General features: G+C 62.7%; 17 protein-coding genes. 11 read left to right on the top strand and 6 right to left on the bottom strand.

Annotated features, from left to right (window positions below; genetic code table 11):
• Positions 1-339 precede the first annotated feature (339 nt).
• The 7 genes from AC07UR_RS21990 to AC07UR_RS21960 all read left to right on the top strand — a co-directional run bounded on the left by AC07UR_RS21990 (position 340) and on the right by AC07UR_RS21960 (position 10,203).
• Positions 340-1,689: an ABC transporter substrate-binding protein gene (locus tag AC07UR_RS21990; RefSeq protein ID WP_173423243.1), complete on the top strand. Its 1,350-nt coding sequence runs from the start codon at positions 340-342 to the stop codon at positions 1,687-1,689.
• Complete coding sequence (locus AC07UR_RS21985; RefSeq protein ID WP_209790142.1) at positions 1,689-3,593, top strand: ATP-binding protein; 1,905 nt, start codon at positions 1,689-1,691, stop codon at positions 3,591-3,593. The genes AC07UR_RS21990 and AC07UR_RS21985 overlap by 1 nt, the downstream gene beginning before the upstream one ends.
• Positions 3,590-4,930: a sigma-54-dependent transcriptional regulator gene (locus AC07UR_RS21980; RefSeq protein ID WP_209790143.1), complete on the top strand. Its 1,341-nt coding sequence runs from the start codon at positions 3,590-3,592 to the stop codon at positions 4,928-4,930. The genes AC07UR_RS21985 and AC07UR_RS21980 overlap by 4 nt, the downstream gene beginning before the upstream one ends.
• Before the next feature lie 161 nt (positions 4,931-5,091).
• Positions 5,092-6,411, top strand: a complete 1,320-nt coding sequence (locus tag AC07UR_RS21975) for an ABC transporter substrate-binding protein (protein ID WP_209790144.1) — start codon at positions 5,092-5,094, stop codon at positions 6,409-6,411.
• A 218-nt stretch (positions 6,412-6,629) separates the two neighbouring features.
• Positions 6,630-8,339: an ABC transporter permease gene (locus tag AC07UR_RS21970; RefSeq protein WP_209790145.1), complete on the top strand. Its 1,710-nt coding sequence runs from the start codon at positions 6,630-6,632 to the stop codon at positions 8,337-8,339.
• An 18-nt stretch (positions 8,340-8,357) separates the two neighbouring features.
• Positions 8,358-9,458, top strand: a complete 1,101-nt coding sequence (locus AC07UR_RS21965) for an ABC transporter ATP-binding protein (RefSeq protein WP_209790146.1) — start codon at positions 8,358-8,360, stop codon at positions 9,456-9,458.
• A gap of 85 nt (positions 9,459-9,543) precedes the next feature.
• A complete protein-coding gene (locus AC07UR_RS21960; RefSeq protein ID WP_173423249.1) occupies positions 9,544-10,203 on the top strand; it encodes a histidine phosphatase family protein in 660 nt (219 codons plus the stop codon).
• Positions 10,204-10,298: 95 nt separating this feature from the next.
• Here AC07UR_RS21960 and AC07UR_RS21955 read toward each other — a convergent pair whose 3' ends face one another.
• On the bottom strand, positions 10,299-13,598 hold the full coding sequence (locus AC07UR_RS21955; RefSeq protein ID WP_209790147.1) for an autotransporter domain-containing protein: 3,300 nt from the start codon (positions 13,596-13,598) through the stop codon (positions 10,299-10,301).
• A 239-nt stretch (positions 13,599-13,837) separates the two neighbouring features.
• On the opposite strand from AC07UR_RS21955, the gene AC07UR_RS21950 reads away from it, so the two are divergent.
• Positions 13,838-14,629 carry a DeoR/GlpR family DNA-binding transcription regulator gene (locus AC07UR_RS21950; RefSeq protein WP_209790148.1) on the top strand — a complete coding sequence of 264 codons (792 nt, stop codon included), beginning with the start codon at positions 13,838-13,840 and terminating at the stop codon, positions 14,627-14,629.
• Between the two features lie 17 nt (positions 14,630-14,646).
• Here AC07UR_RS21950 and AC07UR_RS21945 read toward each other — a convergent pair whose 3' ends face one another.
• From AC07UR_RS21945 to AC07UR_RS21935, 3 genes are all read right to left on the bottom strand, one after another.
• Positions 14,647-16,431 (bottom strand): sensor domain-containing diguanylate cyclase, encoded by a 1,785-nt coding sequence (locus AC07UR_RS21945; protein ID WP_209790149.1) that lies wholly within the window; start codon positions 16,429-16,431, stop codon positions 14,647-14,649.
• A 307-nt stretch (positions 16,432-16,738) separates the two neighbouring features.
• Complete coding sequence (locus tag AC07UR_RS21940; protein ID WP_209790150.1) at positions 16,739-18,949, bottom strand: TonB-dependent siderophore receptor; 2,211 nt, start codon at positions 18,947-18,949, stop codon at positions 16,739-16,741.
• A gap of 179 nt (positions 18,950-19,128) precedes the next feature.
• Positions 19,129-20,013 (bottom strand): helix-turn-helix domain-containing protein, encoded by an 885-nt coding sequence (locus AC07UR_RS21935; RefSeq protein ID WP_209790151.1) that lies wholly within the window; start codon positions 20,011-20,013, stop codon positions 19,129-19,131.
• A 249-nt stretch (positions 20,014-20,262) separates the two neighbouring features.
• Between AC07UR_RS21935 and AC07UR_RS21930 the strand changes: the two genes are divergently transcribed.
• A complete protein-coding gene (locus AC07UR_RS21930; RefSeq protein WP_077502544.1) occupies positions 20,263-20,469 on the top strand; it encodes a hypothetical protein in 207 nt (68 codons plus the stop codon).
• A gap of 45 nt (positions 20,470-20,514) precedes the next feature.
• Here AC07UR_RS21930 and bla read toward each other — a convergent pair whose 3' ends face one another.
• Positions 20,515-21,375: a subclass B3 metallo-beta-lactamase gene (gene bla / locus AC07UR_RS21925; protein ID WP_234941771.1), complete on the bottom strand. Its 861-nt coding sequence runs from the start codon at positions 21,373-21,375 to the stop codon at positions 20,515-20,517.
• A 253-nt stretch (positions 21,376-21,628) separates the two neighbouring features.
• Between bla and AC07UR_RS21920 the strand changes: the two genes are divergently transcribed.
• Entirely contained in the window at positions 21,629-22,678 is a 1,050-nt protein-coding gene (locus AC07UR_RS21920; protein ID WP_209790152.1) for a polysaccharide deacetylase family protein, read from the top strand.
• A 96-nt stretch (positions 22,679-22,774) separates the two neighbouring features.
• Here AC07UR_RS21920 and AC07UR_RS21915 read toward each other — a convergent pair whose 3' ends face one another.
• A complete protein-coding gene (locus AC07UR_RS21915; protein ID WP_173423255.1) occupies positions 22,775-23,692 on the bottom strand; it encodes a LysR family transcriptional regulator in 918 nt (305 codons plus the stop codon).
• A gap of 448 nt (positions 23,693-24,140) precedes the next feature.
• On the opposite strand from AC07UR_RS21915, the gene AC07UR_RS21910 reads away from it, so the two are divergent.
• On the top strand, positions 24,141-26,594 hold the full coding sequence (locus AC07UR_RS21910; RefSeq protein WP_209790289.1) for a penicillin-binding protein 1A: 2,454 nt from the start codon (positions 24,141-24,143) through the stop codon (positions 26,592-26,594).
• Position 26,595: the final 1 nt, after the last annotated feature.

Below are 26,595 nucleotides of genomic sequence, written 5' to 3'. Positions count from 1 at the left end.
GATGCTCTCCAGCGTCACTTTCAGAACTGTACGCCGCCCCGTAGGGAGAAAGAATAAGCTGGCATCTGAAACCTCCCTGATCTGTTGCCGGAAGTCGGGTTATAGGCGAATCGCCCGCAACCGCCAAGCGAGGAAATCTAGCCATGCGGCCAAAGTGCAACCGGTGCGGCCCGATTGCAACAGTGTATGGAGGCCTGTCGGGGTTTACGACGGGACGGTCTTCGTAGAAAAGTGACCCGTCGACCGATGGCGAGATCAACCCGCCGGGACGCCGACAAAGAGGGAGGGACCGCGCGGGCTTTTTCCAGAAAGAGCTGGCGCCGGTCGTGGTGACGTAAAGTGCTGAAGTTTCGGTTCGTCATTCTTGCGGCGTTGCGGCTGCTGGCTTTTGCCGGCCTCGCCATGCTCGTGACCGCCGCGCGTGCTGCCGAAAAACAGGATCTGGTGATCGTCACCTCCTACCCGCCATCCTTCTTCGAGCCGTTTCGGCGTGCATTCGAGACTGCAAACCCTGATATCCGCCTTTCGATCATCCAGCGCAACACGGCAAGTGCCACGCGCTTCGTCATGGAGAAGACCGATGTGCCGGCCGACATCTTCTGGGCCTCGGCGACCGATGCTTTCGAACTGTTGAAGCGCAGCGGCGAACTGCGGCCCATCGCACCGCGCCAGACAGGCGCCGCGGAGAAGGTCTTCGGCTACCCCGTCAACGATCCCGAGGGCTATTATCTAGGCTTTGCCCTGTCCGGATATGGCTTCGTCTACAATCAATCCTACCTCGCCCAGAACAAGCTGCCGGTGCCGCGGGACTGGCAGGACCTTCTGAACCCCGTTTATTCCGGACAGATCGGCATCACCACGCCGTCGCGATCCGGCACCACCCATCTGATCGTCGAAGCGCTGCTGCAGACCTACGGCTGGGAAAAGGGCTGGGCGATGCTATCCCAGCTCGGCGGCAATCTGTCGACCGTCACAGCCCGCAGTTTCGGGGTTGCATCCGGTGTCGCCCAAAGGCGCTTCAGCATCGGCATCACCATCGACTTCCTCGCCAATGCACCTGAATTCGCCGACGCTGGCAACGTCTTCATCCTGCCGCCCGATACCGTTTTCGTGCCGGCCAGCATCGCGATCCTGTCGCGGGCGCGCAATGTTCCGGCCGCCGAGCGCTTCATCGATTTCGTCCTGTCGGAAGACGGCCAGAAGGTGCTGTTGCTGCCGACCGTCTCCCGCATCCCGCTCAACCCCGCGCTCAACAAGGACCTGCTGCCGCAGGAAAGCGGTGACGGCCTGTTGAAGTACAGTGGTTTCGATGCGGCGCTGTCGGCGCGCCGTTATGGTCTCGTCAATCTGATCTTCGACGACTATATCGTGCGCCGCCGCGCAACGCTTGCCCGGCTTTGGAAGAGGGTGACGGACCTGGAAGCGATCGAGATCGAGGACGCGCAACAGCGCAGTATGCTTGCAAGAGCCCGGCGCCTGCTCGCCACGCCGCCGCTTTCGGCAAGTGACGTCGAAAACGCGGACGAAGCGCTGAAGGCAGAGTGGCCGCGCAGTATCGCGCGTTCACCGGCGCATACGGCGATGACGCAGAGGCTGCGGGCCACGATCGAGCGGAACCTGGCGACGGCCGAAATGCTTCTGTCCTCTGTCGGGCGGCCGGCGGCGGACCTGACGCCATGGCGGCAATGATGAGCCAATCGATAGCGCCTGCGGGCGACATCCGCCGCTGGCGCTTCGGTATCGGTGCACGCCTTATCCTGGCCTTCGTCGCCATCGTCGGCCTCGCCGTTGGCGCCTGCCTGGTTGGCTGGCTGTCTTATGAACGGCTGTCGGGCGAACTGTCTCGAATTGCCGAAGACCAGATGCCGCAGCTCGCTTTCGCCTCGCGGCTGTCGAAGGCGGGCGCGGATATCGGTTCGGTCACCACGGTTCTCGCTGGAGCCGAAACACGTGCGGAGTACAACGAGATTCGCAGCAGCTACGCCGCGCGCCTGCTGACGCTTCGATCGCTGCTCGGGGAAAGCGGGCCGAAGTCGGATGCGACCGACCTCTTACCGCTGGCAGAGGCGATCGGCGAGAACCTCAACAAGATCGACCTTGCCGCCGGCAAACGCTTCACTCTTCGCGAAGCGATGCGTTCCGACATCGACGAGTTGCGTTGGGTCCAGGCGGACCTGCTCGAGGAAGCTGATCCGCTCGTCGACGATATTCGCTTCAACATCGAAGCCGAGACCCGCAACGGCCACGGGGCTGCAGCGCTTGCGGAACAGCAAAAGAGCGAGGCCCTGTTGACGGCGGTGTCGCAGGCAAACCTCGCCACCGGGCTGATCGGCCGGCTCGTCAACGCCACCACGCAAGAGGAAATCCAGGAAACCAACGCCTTTCTCGGCGACAGCGCCGACGACCTTGCAAGCCGCATCGCCAGCCTCGAAAACTGGCCGGATAGCATCACCGTCCGCCAGCTGGCACGCCGTATTCTCGACCAGTCCGACGTGTCGACGGGTATCCCCAATCGCAAGCGTTCGGAAATGATCGAGGCGGCAAAGCTCTCCGAACTTGCCGCTCAGAACGGCCGCCTTGTCGACGATCTCGCACGCAGGATCGAAACAGAAGTCGTGGCGATCGAGGCGAGCGCCGCCGCCGCCGCGCAGCGCGCCGCCACGGCGATCGAAACCGGCCGCAGCCTGCTCTTGGCGATCGCCATTCTCGCGGTGCTGCTGGCGACAGCGATCGGCTTCTTCTACGTCTACCGCAATCTGCTGGCGCGCATCCGGCTGCTTTCGGCCGCTGCCGGCGCGATCAGCAGCGGGCGTCCGGCAACCGCCATCCCGGCAGCAGAGGCGGACGAACTCGGCGATCTCGCCCATGCCCTGGTGCTTTTCCGCCAGACCCGCGACGAATTGATCCAGTCGGCAAAGCTCGCCGCCCTCGGACAGATGGCGGCGGGCATCGGCCACGAGCTCAATCAGCCACTGGCAGCCCTTCGGGCACATATCCATAGCGCCACGACGCTGATCGGACGCGGCAAGGGCGAGCAGGCGGTCACCAATCTCGACAAGATGAAGGGATTGACCGGGCGTATGGCCGACCAGATCAGCCATATCCGCCGCTTTGCCCGCCGACCCGACGCGCAGTTGCGGCCGGTCGATCTGACCGCTGCCGTCCGTGACGCATTCAGTCTGCTTGAACACAGGTTCGAGGAAGAGGCTGTCGAAATGCAATTGCGCCTGCCGGAGGACGCCGCGGTCATGGTCATGGCCGAACCTGTGCGGCTTGAACAGGTGGCGGTCAATCTCATCGGCAACGCCCTGGACGCTATCAAAGACAGGCCCGTACGCCGGGTACATGCGACGATCGAACAGGCAGGCGCCGATGCCCGACTCATCGTTGGCGACACCGGCAGCGGCATTGCCGCTGATGACGTTGCCGCGGTCTTCGACCCGTTCTTTACCACCAAACCAGTCGGCTCCGGTCTCGGCCTCGGTCTTTCCATTTCCTACAACATCGTCAAGGACTTCGGCGGCGAGATCTCGATCCTTGAGACCGGTGTGCATGGCACCCAATTCCTCGTATCCCTGAAAGGCCCGCAATGACGTTGGACCCGGATATCATCCTGATCGACGACGATGCCAGCGTGCTTGACGCCTGTTGCCAGGTGCTCGAACTGGAAGATTTCAGCGTATCCCCGCACGGTTCGGTGGCATCGGCGCTAACAGGCCTTCGCGCCGACAGCCGCGCCGTCATCGTTTCCGACGTGCGCATGCCGGATCATGACGGCTTCGATCTGGTTGCAGCTGTGCGCAAGATCGACCAGGACATCCCGATCATCCTGATGTCGGGCCATGGCGACATCCCGATGGCCCTTCGCGCCATGCGCGACGGCGCCTGGGATTTTCTGGAGAAGCCCGCCGATCCCGTGCATCTCATCGAAACCGTACGGCGCGCCCGCGACCATCGCCGCCTGCTGCTCGAAAACCGGCGGCTGCGGCTGTCGGTCGATGACGATGGTTGGGAAACACGCCTGATCGGGCATTCAGCGCCGATGGTGGCATTGCGCGAAAAGCTGAAGCGGATTGCGGCAGCGGCGACCGATGCGCTCATCATCGGAGAGACCGGCACCGGCAAGGAAGTGACGGCACGCGCGCTCCACGATTTCAGCGGGCGCAAGGGGCGTTTCGTTGCGGTCAATTGCGGCGCCATCCCCGAAACCATGCTGGAATCCGAACTCTTCGGCCACGAAGCCGGCGCCTTTACCGGCGCGCGCGAAAAGCGCATCGGCAAGATCGAATACGCCGACGGCGGCACGCTTTTCCTCGACGAGATCGAATCGATGCCGCTCGCCGCCCAGGTGCGGTTGCTGCGCGTGCTGCAGGAGCGCGTCATCGAGCGGCTCGGCTCCAATGTCGAGCTGCCGGTCGACATGCGCGTCGTGGCGGCGACCAAGGCGGATCTGCACGCGGCGGCGAAGAAGGGCGATTTCCGCGAGGATCTGGCCTACCGCCTCGACATCGCCCGCGTAGAATTGCCACCGCTGGCGCAACGCAAGGGTGACGTCGGCCTGCTGTTCCAGCATTTCCTCGGGCTCGCCGCCCGTAGGCAGGGCCGCACGCCGCCACGGGTAAGCGCCGAGCTTCTGGCTGATCTTAATGGCAGGTCATGGCCGGGAAACGTTCGCGAGTTGCGCAACGTCGCGGAGCGCTTCGTGCTCGGGCTTGAGGATCGGTCCGAGCTCGACCGGGCGACGTCAAGCGGCGAGACGCTGGAGGTGCAGATGGACCGGCTGGAGCGCGCCATCCTGCTCGACAGCCTCGCCAGAAACGACGGCCGCGTCGGCGCGACCGCAGATGCGCTCGGCATTTCCCGCAAGACGCTCTACCTCAAGATGCGCAAATTCGACATCGCTGCCCAGAATGATGGTGACACCGGGTGATGTTACCGGTTTGACCCCACGGTCTTGCCGGGGTGTTACCGTTTTTACCCAAAGCGCAATGCGAACTCCTGATTTCCGGGCATTCTCAAACTGGCACGGCGCTTGCTCCCATAGGGTCGGACACCAAACAAGCGGTGTCCCTATTGGGAGGAGATACCTATATGTTGAAGACCATTGCTGCGGCGATGCTGATGTCGGCCGCCTTCGTTGTGACGGTTCACGCCCAGGACGGCGGAAAAGTCACGATCGTCACGTCGTTTTCCAAGGACGTAACCGATCCGTTCAAGGCGGGTTTTGAGGCCGCAAATCCCGGCTTTACCCTCGACGTCCAGAACAAGAGCACCAGCTCGGGCGTCAAGTACATCGATGAAACCAAGGTGAACAACCAGGTCGACCTGTTCTGGGCGTCGGCGCCGGACGCATTCGACAGCCTCAAGAGCCGCGAACTGCTGGCCAAGTTCACCCCTTCGGTCACGGGCCTTCCCGAAAAGGTCGGCTCCTACCCCGTCAACGACAAGGACGGCTATTACTTCGGCTTTGCCGCCTCGGGTTACGGCATCATGTCCAACGACCGTTATCTCGAAGCCAACGACCTGCCGAAGCCGGTCGAGTGGAGCGACCTCACCAAGCCGGAATACCACGACCACATCGCGATTGCCGCCCCTTCGCGTTCGGGCACGACCCACCTGACGATTGAAACGATCCTGCAGGGCGAAGGTTGGGACAAGGGCTGGGCGACCCTGAAGGGGATCGGCGGCAACCTGCAGCAGGTGACGGAGCGCTCCTTCGGCGTGCCGGACGCGGTCAACTCCGGCCAGACCGGTATCGGCATCGTCATCGACTTCTTCGCCTTCTCGGCGCAGGCAAGCGGCTTCCCCGTTTCCTTTGCCTACCCGTCGGTCACCACGGTCGTTCCGGCCAACATCGGCATCGTCGCCAACGCGCCGAACCAGGCGGGTGCGGAAGCCTTCGTCAACTACCTGCTGTCGGAAAAGGGTCAGGCCGTGCTGCTCGAGCCGGCGATCCGCCGTCTGCCGATCAACCCGGCGCTCTACGAGAAGGCCCCGGAAGGTTTCCCGAACCCGTTCAAGGATCCGCGCTTCCAGTCGATGATCACGTTTGATGCCGACGTTTCGAAGAAGCGGACCGACGTCGTCGATACGCTTTACGACCAGCTGATCTCGTTCCAGCTCGACAACATCAAGGGTGCCACCAAGGCAATCCATGAAGCGGAAAAGGCCGTTGCAACCAACGAGCAGGCAGCCGCCCGCGCATTGTTGACGGAAGCCCACGCGCTGATCGCCGCCATGCCGATCACGGCCGAAGAAGCTGCCAGCCAGCAGATCCGCGACGCCTTCACTGGCGGTGAGGAAAAGACCGCACGCCAGGCGGAGCTCGAGCAGAAATGGGCCGCCTTTGCGAGCGAGAAATACGCCGCCGCCAAGGCCAAGGCCGAAGAAGCGCTGGCGCTCGTCGACTGACATCGGCTCAAAAGGCCGCCTGCCACGGGCGGGCGGCCATCCCCGAAAACTTTTGCCTTCGCCAAGCCTGACGCGCCTGCCAGTCGGCTCTCAGAGATCTGAACCGATCCTGGAGCAACTGTGCAGCAGTCGAAAGCGTTGCCGCGACCCCAGCGAACCAGAGGCGCGGGGCGCAGCGAGCGCGTCAGGCTTGTCGACCACAATCCGGAGTCTGCCCCATGGCGCTCGTTCAATCCATTCCCATAAGACGTGTTTCGGGCAAGCCCGGACAGATCTTCGCGATCTCGGTAATCGCCCTTTTCCTTTCGATTTTCCTGATCATCCCGGCCGGGACGGTCATCTACACCGCCTTCACCGAAAAGGGCACCGGCGCGCTGACGATCGTCAACTTCGTCGATTTCTTCAACACCGACCTGTTCCGGCGGTCGTTCTTCAACTCCGTTTACGTCTCCGGCATGTCGGTGGTCTGGGCGAGCGCCATCGCACTGCCGCTTGCGGTGCTGACGACGCGCTTCGACTTCCGCGGCTCGCTGATCATCCAGACGCTCGGCTTCGTGCCGCTGATCATGCCGCCTTTCGTCGGCGCCGTTGCGATGCAGCTGCTCTTCGGCCGCAACGGCACCGTCAACCTGATCCTTAACGACTGGTTCGGCATCCGCATTCCCTTCATGGAAGGGCTGAACGGCGTCATCTTCGTGCAGTCGCTGCACTACTTCCCCTTCATCCTGATCAATCTGTCGACAAGCCTGCGCAACATCGACCGCTCGATGGAGGAAGCCGCACAGAACCTCGGTTCGTCGGGCGTCCGGTTGTTCCGCCGCATCGTCTTCCCGCTGGCAATGCCGGGCTACCTCGCCGGCGCCTCGCTGGTCTTCGTCAAGGTCTTCGATGACCTGGCCACACCGCTGCTTCTCAACGTCAAGGACATGCTGGCGCCCCAAGCCTATCTGCGCGTCACCTCGGTGGGCCTCACCGATCCGATGGGCTACGTCATCTCCGTCATTCTGATCGCCGTCTCGATCTTCGCCATGTGGCTTTCCGCCATTGCCATGCGCGGCAAGGACTATTCGACGACCCAGCGCGGCGGCGGCGGCCTATCCCGCCGCAAGCTCAGCCGCGGTGAAAGCGTCATTGCCTATGGTGTCGTCGGCCTGATCCTGCTGCTCGTGCTGTCGCCGCATATCGGCCTGTTGCTGCTGTCGCTTGCAACCGTCTGGTCCTTCAGCCCGATGCCTGATGGTTTCACCATGGCGCACTACGGGCGGGTGTTCGGCGAAAGCTCGCTCTACATCAAGAACACGCTGATCTACGCCAGCCTCGCCGGCCTGATCGACGTGGTCATCGGCGGTGCGATTGCCTATCTCGTGCTGCGCACCAAGGTCGTCGGCCGCCGCTGGCTCGATTGGGCGGCAACGTCCGCTCTTGCAATCCCCGGCGTCGTGCTCGGTATCGGCTACCTCCGCACGTTCTACGGCGTAACGCTGCCGGACGGCACACCGCTCGCCACCCTCTGGGTCATGGTGGTTCTGGCGCTTGCCATCCGCCGGCTGCCCTACGCGCTCAGGGCCTGCTACGCAGCACTGCAGCAGGTTTCGGAATCGCTGGAAGAGGCGGCAGAAAACCTCGGCGCCACCAAGCAGCGGACGATCCGTCGCATCGTGTTGCCGCTGATGACGGGCGGTCTGCTTGCCGGCTTCGTCACCAGCTTCTCGACGGCTGCCGTCGAGCTGTCGGCAACGCTGATGCTGATCCAGAGCAACTCGGACGCACCGCTCGCCTACGGGCTCTACGTCTTCATGCAATCGCCGGCGGGTCGTGGCCCGGGTGCAGCCCTCGGCGTCATCGCCGTCGTCATGGTCGCACTCTGCACCCTGCTCTCGCACTACGTCATCGAGCGCCGCCAGAAGGCGCTGGGCATGACGAAATAGAAATTCGGGAGGAACATTATGACTGTCAACATCAACAGCGCCGCTCTCGCGGTCAGCCCCGCCAAGGCGATCAGCATCAGCGACGTCAATCTCTATTACGGCGCCCTTCACGTGCTGAAGGACATCAACCTGGAGATCCAGCCGGGCGAATTCTTCGCCTTTCTCGGCCCGTCCGGCTGCGGCAAGACCACGCTTCTCCGTCTGATCGCCGGCTTCAACGAAGCGCGGCAGGGCAAGGTCGTCATCGGCGGCCAGGACGTGCTCGACATGCCCGCATGGAAGCGCGACGTCGGCATGGTCTTCCAGTCCTATGCGCTCTGGCCGCATATGACGGTTGCCGCCAATGTCGCCTTCGGCCTGGAAGAGCGGCGCCTGCCCCGCGCCGAAGTCGAGCGCCGGGTCCAGGCAGCCCTCGAACTCGTGGGGCTGAAACAGCTCGCCGACCGTCGCCCGTCGCAGCTTTCCGGCGGACAGCAGCAACGCGTGGCTTTGGCGCGCACCATCGCCATTGAGCCGAAGGTGCTTCTGCTCGACGAGCCGCTTTCCAACCTCGACGCCAAGATGCGCGTCGAAGTCCGGCGCGAGTTGCGCGAGCTGCAGCAGCGGCTGAAGCTGACGACGATCTTCGTCACCCACGACCAGGAAGAGGCCAACACCGTCTGCGACCGCATCGCCGTCTTCAACGAAGGGCGCATCCAGCAGGTCGGCACGCCGATGGGGCTCTACGAGAAGCCCGCCAACCTGTTCGTCGCCAACTTCCTCGGCACGGCGAACATTCTTGACGGCACTGTCTCGGGTTCCGGCACGCAGCGGACGTTTGAGGTAGCCGGTGCCGGCTCGATCCCGATCCCGGCCGGCGCGTCCGTGCCGGCAGGCGCCAAGCTCGTCTTCCGGCCGCAATATGCCACCCTCGGCACACTGGAGCCGGGCGCGGTAGCCTTGACCGGCACGATCGCGCATCGCGAATTCCTGGGCGCGACCGTGCGCTACGGCGTGCAGGTCGGCACCACCACGGTACTGATCGATGCACCGTTCCACTCCGGCGAAGCGCTGCTTGAGACCGGAGCGACGACGATGCTCGGCCTCAAGCCGTCCTCGGCGCTCTGGCTTGCCGAGTGAACCATCGGGCACCCGCCGGCCATTCTCCGGCGGGTGCCCTCCTCTCTTCAATTCCGGCCCGAGGCCGCAATATTTCGAGCATGCCATGACCTCCCCCCTGCCCAACATCATCCTCATCCGCCACGGCGAAACCCAATGGAATGTCGCCGGCCGGCTGCAAGGCCGAAAGGATACGCCGCTGACGGCGAACGGCGTGCGACAGGCGCTGGCCGTCGGGCTGCGGTTGTCCGAGCGGATCGCCGCCGAGACCAACCTCAAATTTTGGGTCAGTCCACTCGGGCGCGCGCGCCAGACGGCCTCGATCCTGGCCGACACCTGGTCGGTTCCCTTCGAAGAGTTCACCCATGACGAGGCGCTGGTGGAAAGGGCCTATGGTACCTGGGAGGGCCGCGCCCACGACGAGATCGAGCGGGATCTGCCGCATGAATACGAGGCGCAGAACGCCGAGCCTTGGGATTACGCCATGCCTGGCGGCGAAAGCCGGATCATGCTCGACACTCGCCTGCTCGCCTGGCTTACGACCCTCGATCGCGACAACACGCACGTCGTGGTCACCCATAGCGGCTGTGTGCGCGCCCTGCGCGGCATCTATACCAAGGCCTCCCGCGAGGAGATCCTTGCCTATCGCGAACCGCAAACAGCGTCCTTCCTGCTCTCATCAGGCCAGGAAACCATGGTCGGCATTCCGCTCAGCATCCTGCGAGCGCTTGGCTGCGAGGGCGAGGGCCGAACAGTCTGGATCTGAACGGCGCGGGCCTGTCCAATGCGAACAAACCCCACCGTGATCGCGGGGTTTGTCCTTCTTTAATGGCGGCAACAAAACCGGGGCCGCGATGGGTTCTAGAACCGAACCTTGAGCCGTGCGTTGACGCCGTGATCGGACACGCCGGACCCGATCTGGCCGGAATAGCTGACGCCGAGCGTCGCTGCGGGTGCGATGTTGAAGTCGACCCCGGCTTCGACGATCGCCGCGTCCCTGGCGATCGGCGCCCCGGCAACCGAGAAGGTATCGCCACCGGAGAAAGCCAAGGCCGAGGTCGGGGTAACGTCGCCGAAGGCATGCCGCCAGCCGACCGTGCCGCGCATCGTCGCCACCGTCTCGCCGAAGGCGACATCGCTCGATGCACGAAGACCGACGGTCGTGAAGGTCGCATCGCTGTGATCAGCCGCACCGGCAAGCGCGGCTGCGCCACCACTCTCCCGGAACGCATCCGTATCGAGGTTCAGGTAGGCGAGATTGGCGAAACCTTCGAAAGCCAAGGGGCCGGTTTCCATCGCATAGCTCGCTTCTCCAAAGAGCTGGGAAGTCCTGGAGTCATAGGTCGCCGACAGAGTGTTGTCGAAGCCGGGGAAGAACACGCTTCGCGTCGTCTCGATCCGGTGCCAGCTGTGGGTCGCGCCCGCCGTCAACGACAGCGCGCCGATCTGCGTGCCCGCGTGAACACCGATATGGTAGTTCTCGCTGTCGCCGGAAGAGCGGCGATCGGCAGCATCGAACGAGGAGCGGCTATAGCCGCCGAGCAGGCCGACGCGCCACGTGTCGCCGACGAGGCCATCCATGCCGGCGAGGAAGCCGCTGGTGTTTCGATCGAATGCCGCGGCATTGCCGTTGCTATCGGTCTCGCCCCAGGAGCCGAAAGCCTGGCTCCAGAAGGCGAAGCGGTCGGTATCCGGCGCCACGCTTTCAATACCGCCTTCGCCATAGGCAAGCACCGGCGTCGCCTTGCCATTGTCATCGCCGAAGGCCGAGCGAATGCGGTTGGTGGCGGCATCGCGAAGCAGGAGGCCGTCCTGCAGCAGCATGCCCTTGGCCGAGCTGTGGATTTCGCCGGAGAGCTGGTCGAAGGCGGCGGGCGCCGCGGCCTTGTCGAGGTTGACGATCGCGGTATAGGCCGCATTGGCAAACCCGAGGCTCTCGGCACCGGCAGCGGTTGCACGCTGGTTCGCCGTCTCTGCGACATCGTCGAAACGAATGTCGTTGCGGCTGAGCGTCAGCGTGACGTCATTGGCGACATCGGCAAGCGTCGGGTCGAGGAAGGCGAGGCTGGAGGCGACGTCCGCAAATGTTCCCGACACGCCGCCATTGGCCGACAGGATCGTGTAGGCCGTCTGCGGCGCATAAGCGTTGCCGCTCGCCAGTGCCAGCACCGAGCCACCGTTGAGGATCGCCTTGCCGGTGGCGACGATCCTGTCGCTCTCGCCCTGGGCATTGGTCTCGACATGGTAAGCCGAACCGGCAGCGAAAGTGATGTCGCCGGTGACGTTCAACGTGCCGATCGAATTGCCGGGCGCAATCACACCGCCGTTTGCCACAGTCATGCTGCCGATGGAGCCGACGCCGCTGATCGCGCCACCGGCCTCGATGGTCAGCTTCGAGGACGAGGCGATCGAGCCCTGAACGGACAACAGGCCGGATTTGACCACGGTCTCGCCAGTGTAGCTGTTCTGGCCATTCAGCACCAACGCGCCCGCGCCGAGCTTGGTCAGGCTGCCGGTGCCCGAGATCGCCCGGTTGATCGCCACGACATTCTGAGCGTCGACGATGTCGAACGAGCCGCCGTTGCCTTCGAGCACGACGTCACGGTTGAGCTGGTGCATCTCCCGCCCCGTGACGCGCAACCCGCCGCCATCGAGCCGCAGTTTTGCGTCGGCATTGCCGAGCGCCGCATCCTCGTTGACGATCACCGTGCCGCCGTCGGCCACGCGCATCTCGCCAATGAAGGAATGATCGTCAATGCAATAGTCGCGGATCGCCTGCTGGAAGCGCGGATCGGCGCTGGCGCAGTCGAGCAAGGTCTTCTTTTCCGTGTCGGTCAGGCCGGCAAGGATCGGCAGACCGTTCTCATCGGAAATCTGGCCGAGATAGATATCATTGCGCATGTTGTTACGGCTGAGGACGAATTCCTTGCCCTTCTCATCGAAGGTCGACGCCTTCTCGCCCCAGACGACACGCGTCTTGGCGGTAGCCGAGGCGGGATCCGTGTAGGTATCGAGAACCGGCCCTACCCAGCGCAGCGTATGGGCCACGGGCTCGTGGTCCGACAGCGGCGTCTTCGAACCGTCGGGATTGGTCACATAGCTGACATCGGTGATCACGCCGGAATAGGGATCTTTCGGGTCGTCGTTGATCGTCCACCACTTGCCGAACGGCCGCGATGCCAGGAAATGGTCGATCTTGACGCGGTGCCAGCTGGCCCAGGTATTCGTCGCGTCTTCGCCGTGGGACGGCCAGGTGACGCTGCCGTCGTTCAGGCCATGCGGCGTAAACTGTTCGCGCTCACTTGGGAGCTGCAGCAGCTGGTACTGCTTCTTCAGGATGTTCATCGTCTGCGGCAGGTTGCCGTTGACAGGGTACATCTCGTCGGCAAACAGCCCCGTGGGCACGGTCGAGGCGTTGATGGCGGCTGCCGTCTTGCCCTTCCACTGCGCGATATAGGTGTCGAGGGCCTGCTGGTCTTTGGCGTACTCGCGCAGCAGGCCGAGATAGAAGGCGTTGCTCGGGCTCTTCACATAGGTCTTCAGCAACAGTTCCTGCTGGCTGATCGAATGCAGCCCGCGCTCGGAAACGTCGCCGGCGTTGAAGTCACCGGTCAGAATGACCGGTCGGGTTTCGCCCTTGGCCCACTGGTTCAGGCCCTTGGCTTCAGCGATACGGTTGGTCGCCGGGTCGTAATAGTTAAGGTGAGTGGTGCCTACCACCGTCTGCGGCTTGCTGACGGTTGGATCGACGACGGTGTAGGTGGCGATGTCACCCAGCGTGTTGACGCCGAAAGTACCTGGCAGTCGCGAGAAGACGCCGACATCCCCGTCCTGGCGGGTGCCGTAGGTGCCGAGGCCCGCATTCTTCAGGATGCCCGGAATGTCGCGTGCATAGGTGCTGTTGGCACGAAACTCCTGGAACGTCAGGATGTCGTAGTTACCCTTGATGAAGAAATCCGACATCACGCTCGGGTTGGCCTTGAACCGATCCAGCCAGGTGTTGAGCGTCAGGATCTTCATGCTGTCGTCCGCAGCCCCGGCACTTGCTGCCGAAAGGGCGAGGCTCGTTCCGCAAAGAAGCAGGGCCGTCGCCAGGCGAAGCGGTTGCCGCAGGCGCGCAAAAGCCGCTACCCCGCGGATGTCATGTCCACGTTGTTTCATCGCATAACTCCAAATGTCGCAATACGCTCACGCGCTGTCACAATGCTTTCATCACGATGCTGTTGATGACAGGTGCGCTTGCTTGAAAGTACGATTTGGACCATTACCGACGTTGAATGTCAGTTTTGCAACATTTTGACGGGCGCGATAAAATTTCACACGACGGACACGCCGTTCCACAATTCTCTTGGGAACGGCGGCCGGCGCCATGCTAGCAAGACGGGATCGGGACATTCGGGATGAAGATGATGGACGAGCAGGCCGCCGGCGGCGAGGACAAGAAGACGCGACGTCAGATGCAGCTTCTGCGTTACCTCGAGAAGAACCATTACATCTCGATCGAAGAAATCACCGCCATGTTCGACGTCACGACGCAGACGGCGCGGCGCGACATCATGGCGCTCGAACAGGGCGGTAGGGTCCGCCGGCTCCATGGCGGCGCGACCATCGCCACCCCGGTGGATCCGGCGATCTACCGGCAGCGGCGCGTCGACAACGCGGCGCTGAAGGAAAGGATCGGCCAGCTGACGGCGGATCTGGTGCCGGATGGCGCAGCGGTGTTCCTCGACACCGGGACTACCTGCGAAGCGGTTGCCCGCGCTCTGCTCAAGCGCCGCGACCTGCGTGTCGTGACCTACAGTCTGCGCGTCGCAACGACGCTCAGCGAGAGCAGCAATTTCGCGGTTGCCGTGCCCGGCGGCTTTGTTCGGCAGGTGGATGCCGGTGTGTTTCGCGAGGAGACTGCCGACTACATCCGGAAGTTCAAGTTCGACATCGCCGTCATCTCGGTCAGCGGCATCGATCAGGATGGCGACATCGGCGACGACGATCACGCTGAGGTTGCCGCCGTCTCTGCCGCGATGAAGCAGGCGGAACGCATCATCCTTGCCGTCGACAGCAGCAAATTTTCGAGACGTGCGCTCGTGCGCCTCGCCTCGCTTGCCGATGTCGATGCGCTCGTCACCGACAGCCTGCCCGACGCGGGCATCGTCGCCCTGCTGCAAAAGCATGGCGTGGCCATTCACCACTAGCCGTTTCCGTCGGCCCCCTAAGTGACGACCAGACCCGAAGAGCAGACCGTCATGCTCCGTCCCCGCGCCTTGGCGTCGAGCAGGGCGGCATCGGCTCGCGTCAGAAGCGTTGCCACCGTACCCTCGCGCGGCGACGAGGCGATGCCGATCGACACCGACACGGAGCCGAGGATGCGGCCACGATGGGAAAGCGGCGTCGTGCCGATCTTGTCACGCAGGCGCTCGGCAAACTCGAAGCCCGCCGCCTCGCTCATGTCTGGCAGAAGCATGGTGAACTCTTCGCCGCCGAAACGATAGGTCGTTGCGAGTTCGCCGGCCGCGTCGAGCATGATCTGGGCCACATACTGCATCACCACGTCGCCGGCATCGTGGCCGAACTCGTCGTTGAAGCGCTTGAAATGATCGATGTCGATCATCAGGCAGACGAGTGGCTTTCCAGCCCGCTCCCGCGATTGCTTGTTCAGCGCTTCATCAAGGCAGCGCCGGTTGAGGAGCCCCGTCAGGGCGTCGCGGACAGCCAGATTGGTCAGCTTCTCGCGCAGCTGCAGATTGGCGACGGCAAGGCCGATGTTTTCCGCGATCAGTTCGAGATAGAGCCGCGACGTCTCGACGGCTGGCTGCTCGGGTGAGCGCTCCTCGAAATAGAGCAGGCCGATCGTATCGCCCTGCGCCGTCAGCGGCACGCACAGCCCGGCGACATCGCTCTCGTCCAGATGCTGGCAGGCGATATCGCTCTGGCCGCCATTGCTGACATGCGGCCGGCCGCGCCGCAGTCCCCAGCAGGCACTCGACGGGAAAGCGTCTGCCGAATGCTGCGGGTCGAGCCAGGTGCCGACAAGCGTCAGCGACGTCCGGTTGTCATTCAGCACATAGAGATGGCCGGCAAGGTTGGGAAAGATCTGCGGCGCAAACCGTGCGACCACCTCTGCCAGCTCCTCCTGGATCTGGCAGGCCTGCAGCCGGTGCATCATCTGCAGGATCAGGTCCTTGGTCTGCTGATCGAGCCGCCGCTCGGCATCCAGTCGATCGCGCTCCAGCCCGTTGGTGCGAAAGATATGGATCGCCTCGTTCATCTCGCCGATCTCGTCGCGACGGCGGTCGAGCGGCACTTCCACTTCGTAATCCTGCTTGGCAAGCCGCGTGACGATGCCGGTCATGCGCACGAGCGGCATGGCCACACGCCGTTTGAGCACGAAATAAAGCACGCCCAGGAACAGTGCCGCCGTCATGGCGAGCATAGTCTTCGCCGCGATGCCGAACCAGTCGCTGCGCTCCTTCGCCTGTTCCAGAGCCGCACCGGTCCTGGCCTTCGTCAGTTCGCGGAAGCGGACGACCGTTTCAAGCAACGCGGTCTGAAGCCGGTCGTGCTCCGGGCCGAAGAGCATCCGTTGCGCCGCCGCCTGATCGCCCTTCTGATAGGCGTCGATCGCGGCAACCTCGATCTTGTCGAGAGCCTCCGCCTCGCGCTCGACCTCCTGAAGAGCGGCCAGTTCCTCAGGCGCAGCGCCGAATTCGCGCACGCTCCGGATTGCCGCCTCGTGGGTGCGCTCCTCCTCTTCCTTGCCATGGAAGTCTTCGAGATGGCGCAGGTCTCCCCGCATCACATAGAGGCGTGCGGCATCGCTTCGCTCTTCGGCACCGAGCGCGAGTTCCTCGCCAAGCGTGTCGAGCACAAGGTGCTGCTCGGCCGCCTGCCGCTCCTCGATCGCGCTGTTCGTCGACAGGATGAAGGCCACACCGGACAATCCGGTCAAAAGGACCGTGACGCCGTAGGCCCAGTTTGTGATCGCATTGATTCTCATGGGATGAACTATAGCCGATGCCGATGGAGAGCGGATTAAGCGCTTCGGCCGCTTTTGGCGACAGTTTTTCTGCGTGTACGGGCCGGGCGCCCATGTAATCGCGCTCAAACCCCTCCTCTCCCCGGTCCTGCGACGTTGACAATGGCTAACAGCCGTCGCGTCCTGAGGTTATCGTTATCTTTCGATCTTTCGGAAATCACGCTGCAAGCAGTAATCGTGACAGCAGCGCGTCTCGGAACGTCGAATGGCGCCGGGAGAGAGGCCTCTCCTGGCGCCATTCGGACAGGCTATGTTGCCGTGCGTGAGATTACCATTCCTTGCTGAGCTTCAAGGTAAATGTCCGGCTTTCGCCATAGCCGCAGACCGAAAGTCCCTGGCACCCTTTCACATATTCCTTGTCGAAGAGGTTGGAGACGTTCAGCGACGCCGCCCAATCGTTCTTTTCATAGCGTATCGCCGCATCGACCAGGGCGGCCGAAGAGACCTTGCGTGTGTTTACCGCATCAGCCCAGGATTCGCCCTGGTACCTGACGCCTGCGCCAAGGCTGACCCCTTCGAACGCTCCTGATGGCACGGTATAGTCAAGCCAGAGCGATGCCTGAGCATTGGGAACAAGGTACGGCGTCTTACCCACCAACGCCGTGTTGGCGTCTTCGGTCACCTCAAGATTGATGAAATCAAGGCCGGCGATCAGCTTCCAGTCCTCGTTGATGTTGGCCTTGCCCTCAAGCTCGATGCCGCGGGACCGCACCTCGCCCGTCTGGGTGGAAATGCTCGTCAACGGGTTGGTCACGAGGGCATTGCGTTTGGTCAGCTGGTAGAGCGATGCGGTCAGTACACCGTCGAAGAACGTTGGCTCGTACTTCACTCCGACCTCGAACTGCTCACCTTCCTGGGGCTTGGTATTTCCTGTGGCGGTCACCGCCACGATCGGGTTGAAGAAAGTTGCAACGCTGACATAAGGCGTCACGCCGTTGTCGAACTCGTAGGCAAGGCCAGCGCGGCCGCTGAAAGCGCCTTCGTTGTAGCTGAAGCTATTGTCTTGCGTCGGCGCCCAGAAGGTCGGGCCGTTCCTGGTCTTGGTGTCCACGTAGTCGTAGCGGCCATTGAGCGTCACGAGCCAGCCGTTGCCGAACCTGATCTGATCCTGCGCGTAAATGCCCAACTGCTGCTGCGTCACCACCTGATTGATATAGATGGCGTTGGCGGGCTGCGGCGCACCGTAAATCGGGTTGGTTGCGCTGATGGGTGTAGCAGCCGACGAAGCCTGAACATGATCCAGCCGGTAATATTTGTAATCGAGACCAACGAGCAGCGTGTGCTCCAGCGCTCCGGTCTCGAACTCTCCCTCGACACGGTTGTCGACGGCGAGAGTATCGACCTTCGACGTTGCCTCGAACCCCACGCGATAGAGCAGATTGTCCGGGGTGGCCGGCACCGTCGATGACGGGAAGGGCAGGCTCGGATCGTAGTAGCCGTAGGGATAGGGGCCTTTCTCATGCTTGTAGAGATGGCCGTAGCGCAGGTTCTGGCTGAATTGCCATCCACCTTCGAACTCGTGCTTGAATTCATAGCCGGCCATCTGCTGGACATAGGTGCCCTCGTCCAGATCGGGCTCGCCAAAAAATGCATCGCGATCGATCTTGCCGAACGGCGCATCGACGACAGTGCCGACATAAGGCAGGAAGCCGTTGCCGACATGCACCTGATCGAGCCCCTGCAGGACGCCATAGACCGTCAGGCTGGTTGCATCATCGGGTGCATAGGTTATCTGCGGAATGAGGAGGCCGCGCAGATCGTTCGAGAAGTCGGTGTAGGTGTCGCCGCCCGACACCTTGCCGGTGACGCGATAGCGGATGGTGCCGTCGTCCGTCAGCTTGTCGTTGACGTCGAAGCCGGTGAAGGCGTTGCCGTCGCTGTTGATGCCGATCTCGGTGTAATACAGCGGCTCGTCGAGCGGCCGCTTGCTGATCAGGCTGATGATACCCCCCGGATTGGCGCCGCCGTAGAGAACCGATGCCGGGCCTTTGAGCACCTCAACGCGCTCCAGCATGAACGGGTCGATCTGGAAGCCACCGAAGCCGAAACTGAACAGCGACAGACCATCGAGGAATACGCCGGTCTGCGACGCGTCGAAGCCGCGGATGTAATACCAATCCGTGTCCGCATCGACACCGAAGGGCTCGGTGGTCACGCCGGGCGTGTAGCGCAGGGCCTCGTCGATTTTGTTGACGACGCCGCGATCGTTAAGTTCCTCGCGACCAATAACGGAGACGGATTGCGGAATTTCGCTGATCGGCGTGGCCGATTTCGAGCCGGTCGTCGATGCTTTTGCGACGTAACCCTCGACAGGGCCCGTGGCGTCGTCGCGCCCGCCCTGCGCCTGCACCTCGATCTTCTCGAGTTTCGTGGCGCTACCGTCCTGGGCCGCAGCCGCGGTCGACACAAGCAACGCGATGCCGGCAACGCCGCTCGCCAGAAAATCTCTCAAACGCACACTCTTGCCATCACGCTGCATCGTATCGTCACCCCTGCTTGCCCGGCCTGCTATCCCCACAGCGTAGGGCCTGGCTTTCTGACTGCTGATAAGATGACCGTTTATATCAAGTATTGGAGCGCGGCTTGTTTCGATCGCTGAAAGTTGAACACTTTTGGGCAAATGTGCACGGGCAACTGTTCAACGAAAATGGCATTTGCTCAAGAAAGACGGCTTCTTTTCCAAAGAGCCGGCGTGGCGCCGACCGCCTTGCGGAAGACCCGGGTGAAGTGAGCCTGGTCCGAAAAGCCCGTTTCGGCAGCGATCTCGGTGAGCGACACCTCGTTTTTCACGAGGAGATGCTTTGCCCGCTCGATCCGGGCATTCATCTGCCACTGGTGTGGCGCTACCCCGGTCGAAGCCTTGAAGGCGTGGCTGAAATGCGATTGCGAAAGGCCGGCAAGGCTTGCCAGTTCCTCCAGCCTGATGTTGCGAACGCTGTTTTCCTCGATGTAATCCACCACCCGGCGCAGCTGCCAGGACGCCAGCTGGCTGCGCTTGCGGACGCTGTTGCGGTTGAGCTTCATCAGGTCGATGAAAAGAGCGACCGTCAGCCCGTCGCCATAGAGATCGTGCAGCGGCTGCGGGTTCAGGCATTCCGACGCGATCAGCCGGGCGAGCTGAAGAAATCGCTCGTCCTCAAACATCAGCCGCGGCACGTCGCACTGACCGGCATCGAGGTCCTCCATCAGCCGCCGGCTGAGGATGTCGATGTTGAAGTGTAGATCGAGGTGGCGGATATATCTGACATCGACCACATCGGCCCAGATCTCCATGCCCGACGGGATGTAGGAGATCGCCTGTTCGCGGTAATCCTGGACGATGCCGTTCGCCTGGGATGAGAGTTTGACGTTGTGGTTGCTCCCACCCTGCGCATCCAGCACGATGAACATCCGTGGATCGCTGGAGACGTAGTAGCCACCGGCATGCGGGTCGCATTCGACGTCCCACACGTCGGCGATGATCCCGTTCCATTCCCGACGATGCAACTCGCCCAGGACCTTGAAACCGGCAATCTTGTTCTGCATCCGCGGCTGAAACGTCATTATCGCGTTGCCCGTCTTCGGGAAGGTGGAGTTTTCGGTTGCTTTATTCTTTCCTCTATTACTCACCTTTAAACCGCAACGAAAGTCCCCGGCGGTGGCTTTTCCGATGGGCACAACCCAGAGGGCCTAAGCACAAAACCCGCTGACCACACGACTATTTCACGCAGTCCACACCAAAGGACCACACGGGCAGTCCCCACGATGGTCGATCAGGCTATAAGACCTTCCATGAACAATCTGGAGACCACAATGGAAACCGTTGAAATCGCCGACCGCAGCGAGTTTGCCCTCTGGGCAATCCAGCGCGCCCAGGAAATCGTCGTAACCGAAGGCGCGTCTTTCGCGATGGCCGCACGCGATATGGACGACGCAGCCTTGAGTGCGGCTGCAGCAGCGCTCGGCAAGGCCATCAGCGAGGCCATGCTCGAAGTCTTTGACGGCCTCGTTTCCGACTGATTGGGCAGACTCAAAGGGCAGCGCACATGCGGCCCTGTCTCCCTGTCATTGTCTGGCCCTCTGCCTTGCGAGTTCCTTCTTGAAGGCGGCGCGGGATTGCTCGACGATCCGGCCGAGCAGCCCCGGATCGACGAAGGCATCCTTGTCGCCTGCGTTTCGTCGCGCCGCCCTTCCGAGAACATCGGCGAATTCCGGATGCGCCGGCAGCACCACATCCGCCTTCATGGCCGCAAGCCGGTCGAAGCTTACCTCGAAATCACCGACGATGCCGGGGTAGCGCCTGTTGCCGAAGAGCTTGTTGCCGGCAACGGTGACGCTGCAGGGAAAGACCACCTTGAGCGCGCGTCCGTCCTCGATCGCCGATGTCGACCAGGTGGTGCAGCCCGGTGTGTGCCCTGATGTCAGCGTCGCCTTCATACTGACATCTCCGAGCGTCACGGCGTCGCCGTCGGCAAGAACATGATCGACTTTGACAGGCGAAAACGTCCCGCGCTTGTAGCTGGTCTCGCCGTCATGCAGACCGTTTTCCAGAGCCCAGCGATCGGCCGCGATCGCATGGAGCTTGGCGCCGCTATCTCGCTTGATCTGGGCTACCCCGCCGACGTGATCGTAATGGGCATGGCTGGTAACGATGATCTTGACATCCGAGAGCTTGAAACCGAGCGCTGCGATATTGTCTTCGACAAGCGCGGCCGTGCTTTTCAGCGTGCCGTCGAGCAGGATAGCCTTCCTGCCCGAGGTGATAAGATAGGCCGACAACCCCTTGGTGCCGACGTAGTAAATGTTGCCGACGACGCGAAACGGCTTTGTCGGTCGGGACCAGTCGGCGTTGTCGGCCGTGGCCGCACTGGCCATGCAGAAGGTGGCGACCACCGTCGCCAGACCGAGCCTCTTCAACGTTCTCATACATGTCTCCGCATCTCGAATTTGGTTTCCGCGAACTTTGGATGCGCCTTGCCTAAGCAGCCGCGACGAGGACGGCAAACGACGATAATTTGCGGCAGCCATTAGAATTATTTGGATTTCGACCATCGGTGACGATCACTATCGGCAGCCGCGCCGCTGACGATCGCGGCAGCGAGAAAATTTCGACCACGCAATGCTCATGCAACCCTTGAGACCGAGTGTCACTCTCATTGCCACCAGCAGAAGAGGGACGATGGTGAAGGGAACCGGGCTTCACGGCGACGGCGGCACGCAGCAAAGCGTGGTCCGGGCCTGTGTGCGAAGGGTTCGCACGATCGGGCGTTTCCTGCTGCTTGCTTTCACGCCCTGGCTCGCCCTCGGTTTCTTCCTTGTCGAGGCCCATGCCGAGACCAAAGGCGATGCACGAGAGAAATCCGTCGCCATCACCTTCGACGACCTGCCGCATGCCCGCGCCGGCGAAGACGGAACGGATGGGCCCTCCATCCAAAGCATCGAAGAGGCAAATGCCCGCATTCTTTCAGCCCTCAAGGCACAAAAGGCGCCGGCGATCGGATTTGTCGTGGAGAGCAAAGTTCGCGCTGTCGGGCCGCGAGCGAAAACCATCCTGAAGAGTTGGACCGGACCGCGGCTGACGCTCGGCAATCACACCTTCTCGCATGCGGACACCAATGCGCTCGACCTTGCCGGCATAAAGCGCGAAATCGTCGATGGCGAGAAAACGGCGCGGCAACTCCTCAAGGCCGCGGGAAAGGAGCTGCGCTTCCTGCGGTTCCCTTACAACCACACCGGCGACACCCCGGAAAAGCAGAATGCGATCGCGACGCTTGCGGCGAAGCGTGGCTACACGATCGCCGCCTCGACCATCGACACCTCGGACTACGTCTTCGATCGCGCCTATGAACGTGCTCTTGCCGAGAACGACACGGAAGCGGCCCACCGCATCAGGACGGCCTATCTGATGCACACCCAGCAACAGATCGCCTATTACGCCGATCTCAACGCGCAGGTCCTTGGCTACGAACCGCCAGCGATCATGTTGCTACACGTCAACCGACTGAATGCGGACGCGATGAAGGGGATCCTGTCGCTGTTCGAAGAAAGCGGCTACGACTTCGTCACGCTCGAGAAGGCGCAGGCCGATGCCGCCTATCGGCGTTCGCCCTCCTATGCGACGAAACACGGTCCGATGTGGGGCTATCGTTGGGCGAAAGACAGAAACGTACAGGTTGACGGCAGCCTCGAAAGAGAGCCGCCGGAATGGATCGTCAGCTACGGCGAATAGCCACAAGCTGCAGCTGTCGGCCTGACCGCCCCACCACGCCCAACTCCGAGACATCGCCCATGACTTGGCAGAGCTCCCGCCCGAATGCGGTGGTACCTATGCCGCGCTGCTCGCGGCCGCTCGCTCGGATTGCAGGCAGCTGTCTTCCTTTTCCGCCATCAACCAATCGTGGAAGGCGGACATCGCCGGCGTCGGGGCGCGCGATTTCAGCCGGGTCAACCAGTAGCTGCCCATCGAGGTATAGACGTCGAAGGGCTGGCGCACCGTGCCGTTCGACAGCAGCCGGGAAAACATGAGAGGCGGCGCAAGCGCAACGCCGATGCCCTGGGCTGCCGCCTCCATCATGGCGAGCGACGAATCAAACACCACACCTTTGAGAAGCGGCGCCGGATAGGTGATGCCGGCTGCGGCAAACCAGTTCACCCATTCATCCGCCCGGTAGGAGCGCAGCAGCGTCTGGCTGAGGAGATCAGCAGGACGACGCAGCGTATCGGCCAGCTCAGGAACGCACAGGACCGAAAGCGGCGCTTCGAACAGCCGCGTCGCCTCGATGTTGTGCCACGAACCGCTGCCGAAGCGAATGGCGTAGTCGAGCCCCTCGGCTGCCATGTCGACGCGATTGTTGTTCGTCGACAACCGGATATCGATGAAAGGATATTTTTCCTGAAAATCCGCAAGCCGGGGCAACAACCAGCCAACGGCGAAGGTGCCGACGGCGCCGATCATCAGGACCTCGCGAAGATGACCGCCCTCGAAGCGTTCCAGCATATCGGCCATGCGATCGAAGGAATCCTGAAGCACCGGCAACAACGCCTCACCCTCGGCGGTGATCATCAGGCCGCGCGGCAGGCGCTTGAACAGCGTCACGTTCAGCCTGCTTTCCAGGAGCTTGACCTGGTGGCTGACAGCCGCCTGCGTCACGCACAATTCGATCGCCGCGCGGGTGAAGCTCAGATGTCGTGCGGATGCCTCGAAAGCGCGCAGCGCATTGAGAGGGAGATGCGGCCTGACCATGAATGCCCTAATTCAGCTAATGGGTCCTGCAAATAAACGTCGTTTGCTGCCAAGCTGCAAGCCCTTTACGGTGAACTCATGTCGGCACCCCATTTTGTCGGGGCGTGGCCACCAACACATCGAGGTTTTGCCTCTCGTACATGCCCCCTGTGGAGGATCCAACCATGTGTCGTCTCCGCTGAACGCCCATCAGCCACGCGCCCTGCACATGTCGCACCGTCATGCCTGCGTGGATCGCCGCCGCGAACAAAAGCGGCATATTGCGGGCTTTGGTGGCGAAGGCGGACGACGCTCCCCCTGATGGAATAGACGAAACACCGGGCTCCTGAGCCTCGTCCGCCACCGGCGCATCGCCTTCACGCAACAGGTCTGCGCACGCCAGCCGCTCCCTTGAGCAGCGGATGGCGAAGCCATGTCCTTCGAACCCCGAAAGTCGCCCACATCCGCCATGAAATTCACTGCAAACCTGTTCGCCACCTTGATCAACCTTGCAACGCTTCTCGGCGTCGGGCTGGCATTTTGCGTGGCCGCCCTGACACGTGACCTGCCGGACCATCGGGCGCTGGCGACCTGGGAGCCGGCGGTCACCACACGACTTTATGCCGGCGATGGCGCGATGATCGCGCAGTATGCGCGGGAACGCCGGTTGTTCCTGCCGATCGGCGCCATGCCGGCGCGGATCAAGCAGGCATTCCTTTCCGCCGAGGACAAGAACTTCTACCTGCATCCCGGCATTGACGTGGCGAGCCTTGCCACCGCGCTCTGGTCGAACGTCGCCAACTACGGCTCCGGCCGGCGCATGATCGGCGGCTCGACGATCACGCAGCAGATCGCCAAGAACTTCCTGCTGTCTTCCGATCGGACAGTGGAGCGTAAGCTGCGCGAAGCGATCCTGTCGATCCGCATCGACCAGACCTATTCCAAGGACCGCATCCTCGAACTCTATCTCAACGACATCTATCTCGGTCTCGGCGCCTACGGGATCGCGCAGGCCGCGCTGACCTATTTCGACAAGCCGGTCGATCGGCTGACGGTGGCCGAGGCGGCCTATCTCGCCGCCCTTCCGAAAGCTCCGAACAACTACGACCCGTACCGCCATCCGGATCGCGCCGTGACCCGGCGCGACTGGGTCATCGAGCAGATGCGCCGCAACGGCGTCATCGATGCCGACGTTGCGGCGGCAGCGACCGCTTCGCCGCTCGGCATCAAGCCGAAGCGACAGGAGGCATCCGCAGACAAGGCGGACTACTTTACCGAGGAGGTACGCCGCCAGCTCGGCACCCGCTATGGCGACGCTGCCCTTTACACCGCCGGACTTTCGGTGCGCACGACGCTCGATCCACGGCTGCAGCAAGCCGCCATGCGAGCGTTGCGAAAGGGGCTTGTCGCCTACGACCAGGCAAAAGGTTACAGGGGACCGATCGCCCGCCTGCCCTCGCTTGACGGATGGCAGCAGGCGCTCGCAGAGCGCCAGCCGCTTTCGGACGTGCCGGAATGGCAGCTGGCTGTCGTCCTCTCCTCCGCCACAGACAAGGTCGAACTCGGCCTCAGGCCGACAGGCACGGAAGCATCGGCAGCGTCCGCGCCGATGGCCACGATCAGCCGTGACCACTCAGCCTGGGCCTTGTGCCGGCTTAGCGAAGGCAGGCGCCGCTGTGCTACCTCGCTCAAGGATGTGCTGTCGCCGGGCGACGTTGTCTATCTCGAGAAACTGGAAACGGGTTATGTCCTGCGCCAGCCGCCGCAGGTACAGGGAGCGCTGGTCTCGATGGATCCGAACACCGGGCGTGTACTTGCGGTCGCCGGCGGCTTTTCCTATGCACAGTCCGAGTTCAACCGCGCGACCCAGGCCTATCGCCAGCCCGGCTCATCGTTCAAGCCGTTCGTCTACGCCGCGGCCCTCGATACCGGCTACGCGCCGACCACGCTCGTCATGGACGCGCCGATCGCCATTCCCGATGGCACCGGCAAGACATGGCGGCCGAAGAATTACGACGGGCGCTTCAGCGGCCCCTCGACCCTGCGCACCGGACTTGAGAACAGTCGCAACCTGATGACCGTTCGCCTTGCCCGCCATCTGGGCATGGATCTTGTCGCCGACTATGGCAAACGCTTCGGCATCTACGACGAGTTGCGCACCTACCTGCCGATGGCGCTCGGCGCCGGCGAAACCACGCTGCTCAGGCTCGTATCCGCCTATGCCGTCATCGCCAATGGCGGCAAGGCCATCAATCCCTCGATGATCGACCGCGTCCAGGACCGCTACGGCCGCACGATCTACCGACAAGATGTCCGCCAGTGCCCGGACTGCAACGCGCTCTCCTGGGAAAACCAGGAGGAGCCCGATCTCGTCGATACCAGGGACTATGTGCTCGACCCGATGACGGCCTATCAGGTCACCTCGATGATGCGCGGCGTGGTTGAGCGCGGCACGGCCCGCAATGTGGCCACGCTGGGGGTACCGATCGCCGGCAAGACAGGAACGACCAACGACGAGAAGGACGTCTGGTTCGTGGGCTTCACCCCCAATATCGTCACCGGCGTCTTCCTCGGCTACGACACGCCGAAGCCGATGGGCTACGGCGAGACCGGCGGCGGGCTGGCCGCCCCGATTTTCATCGACTTCATGAAGGTCGCGCTTCAGGGAAAGCCCGCAGCCGAATTTCACCCACCCGCAGGCATGTCCTTCCAGGTGGTGGACCGCAAGACGGGACGGTCGGTTGAGGAAGGCTCGCCGGGCGCCATCTCCGAAGCCTTCAAGCCGGGGACTGGCCCCTGCGACGGCAACTGCCCCATCATCGACGACCGGGAGATGGCCGAGTTGCCAGCCACTGATGCCGACAATGAGCTCTCTCCCGAGCTGCGGGAAAAGCTGCTCGGCAATACCGGAGGGCTCTACTGAT

The organism is Ensifer sp. GW821-FHT05G01, assembly GCF_059419585.1.
Note: the sequence above shows the minus strand (reverse complement) of the source record. Positions and strands in the feature narration are given on the sequence as shown.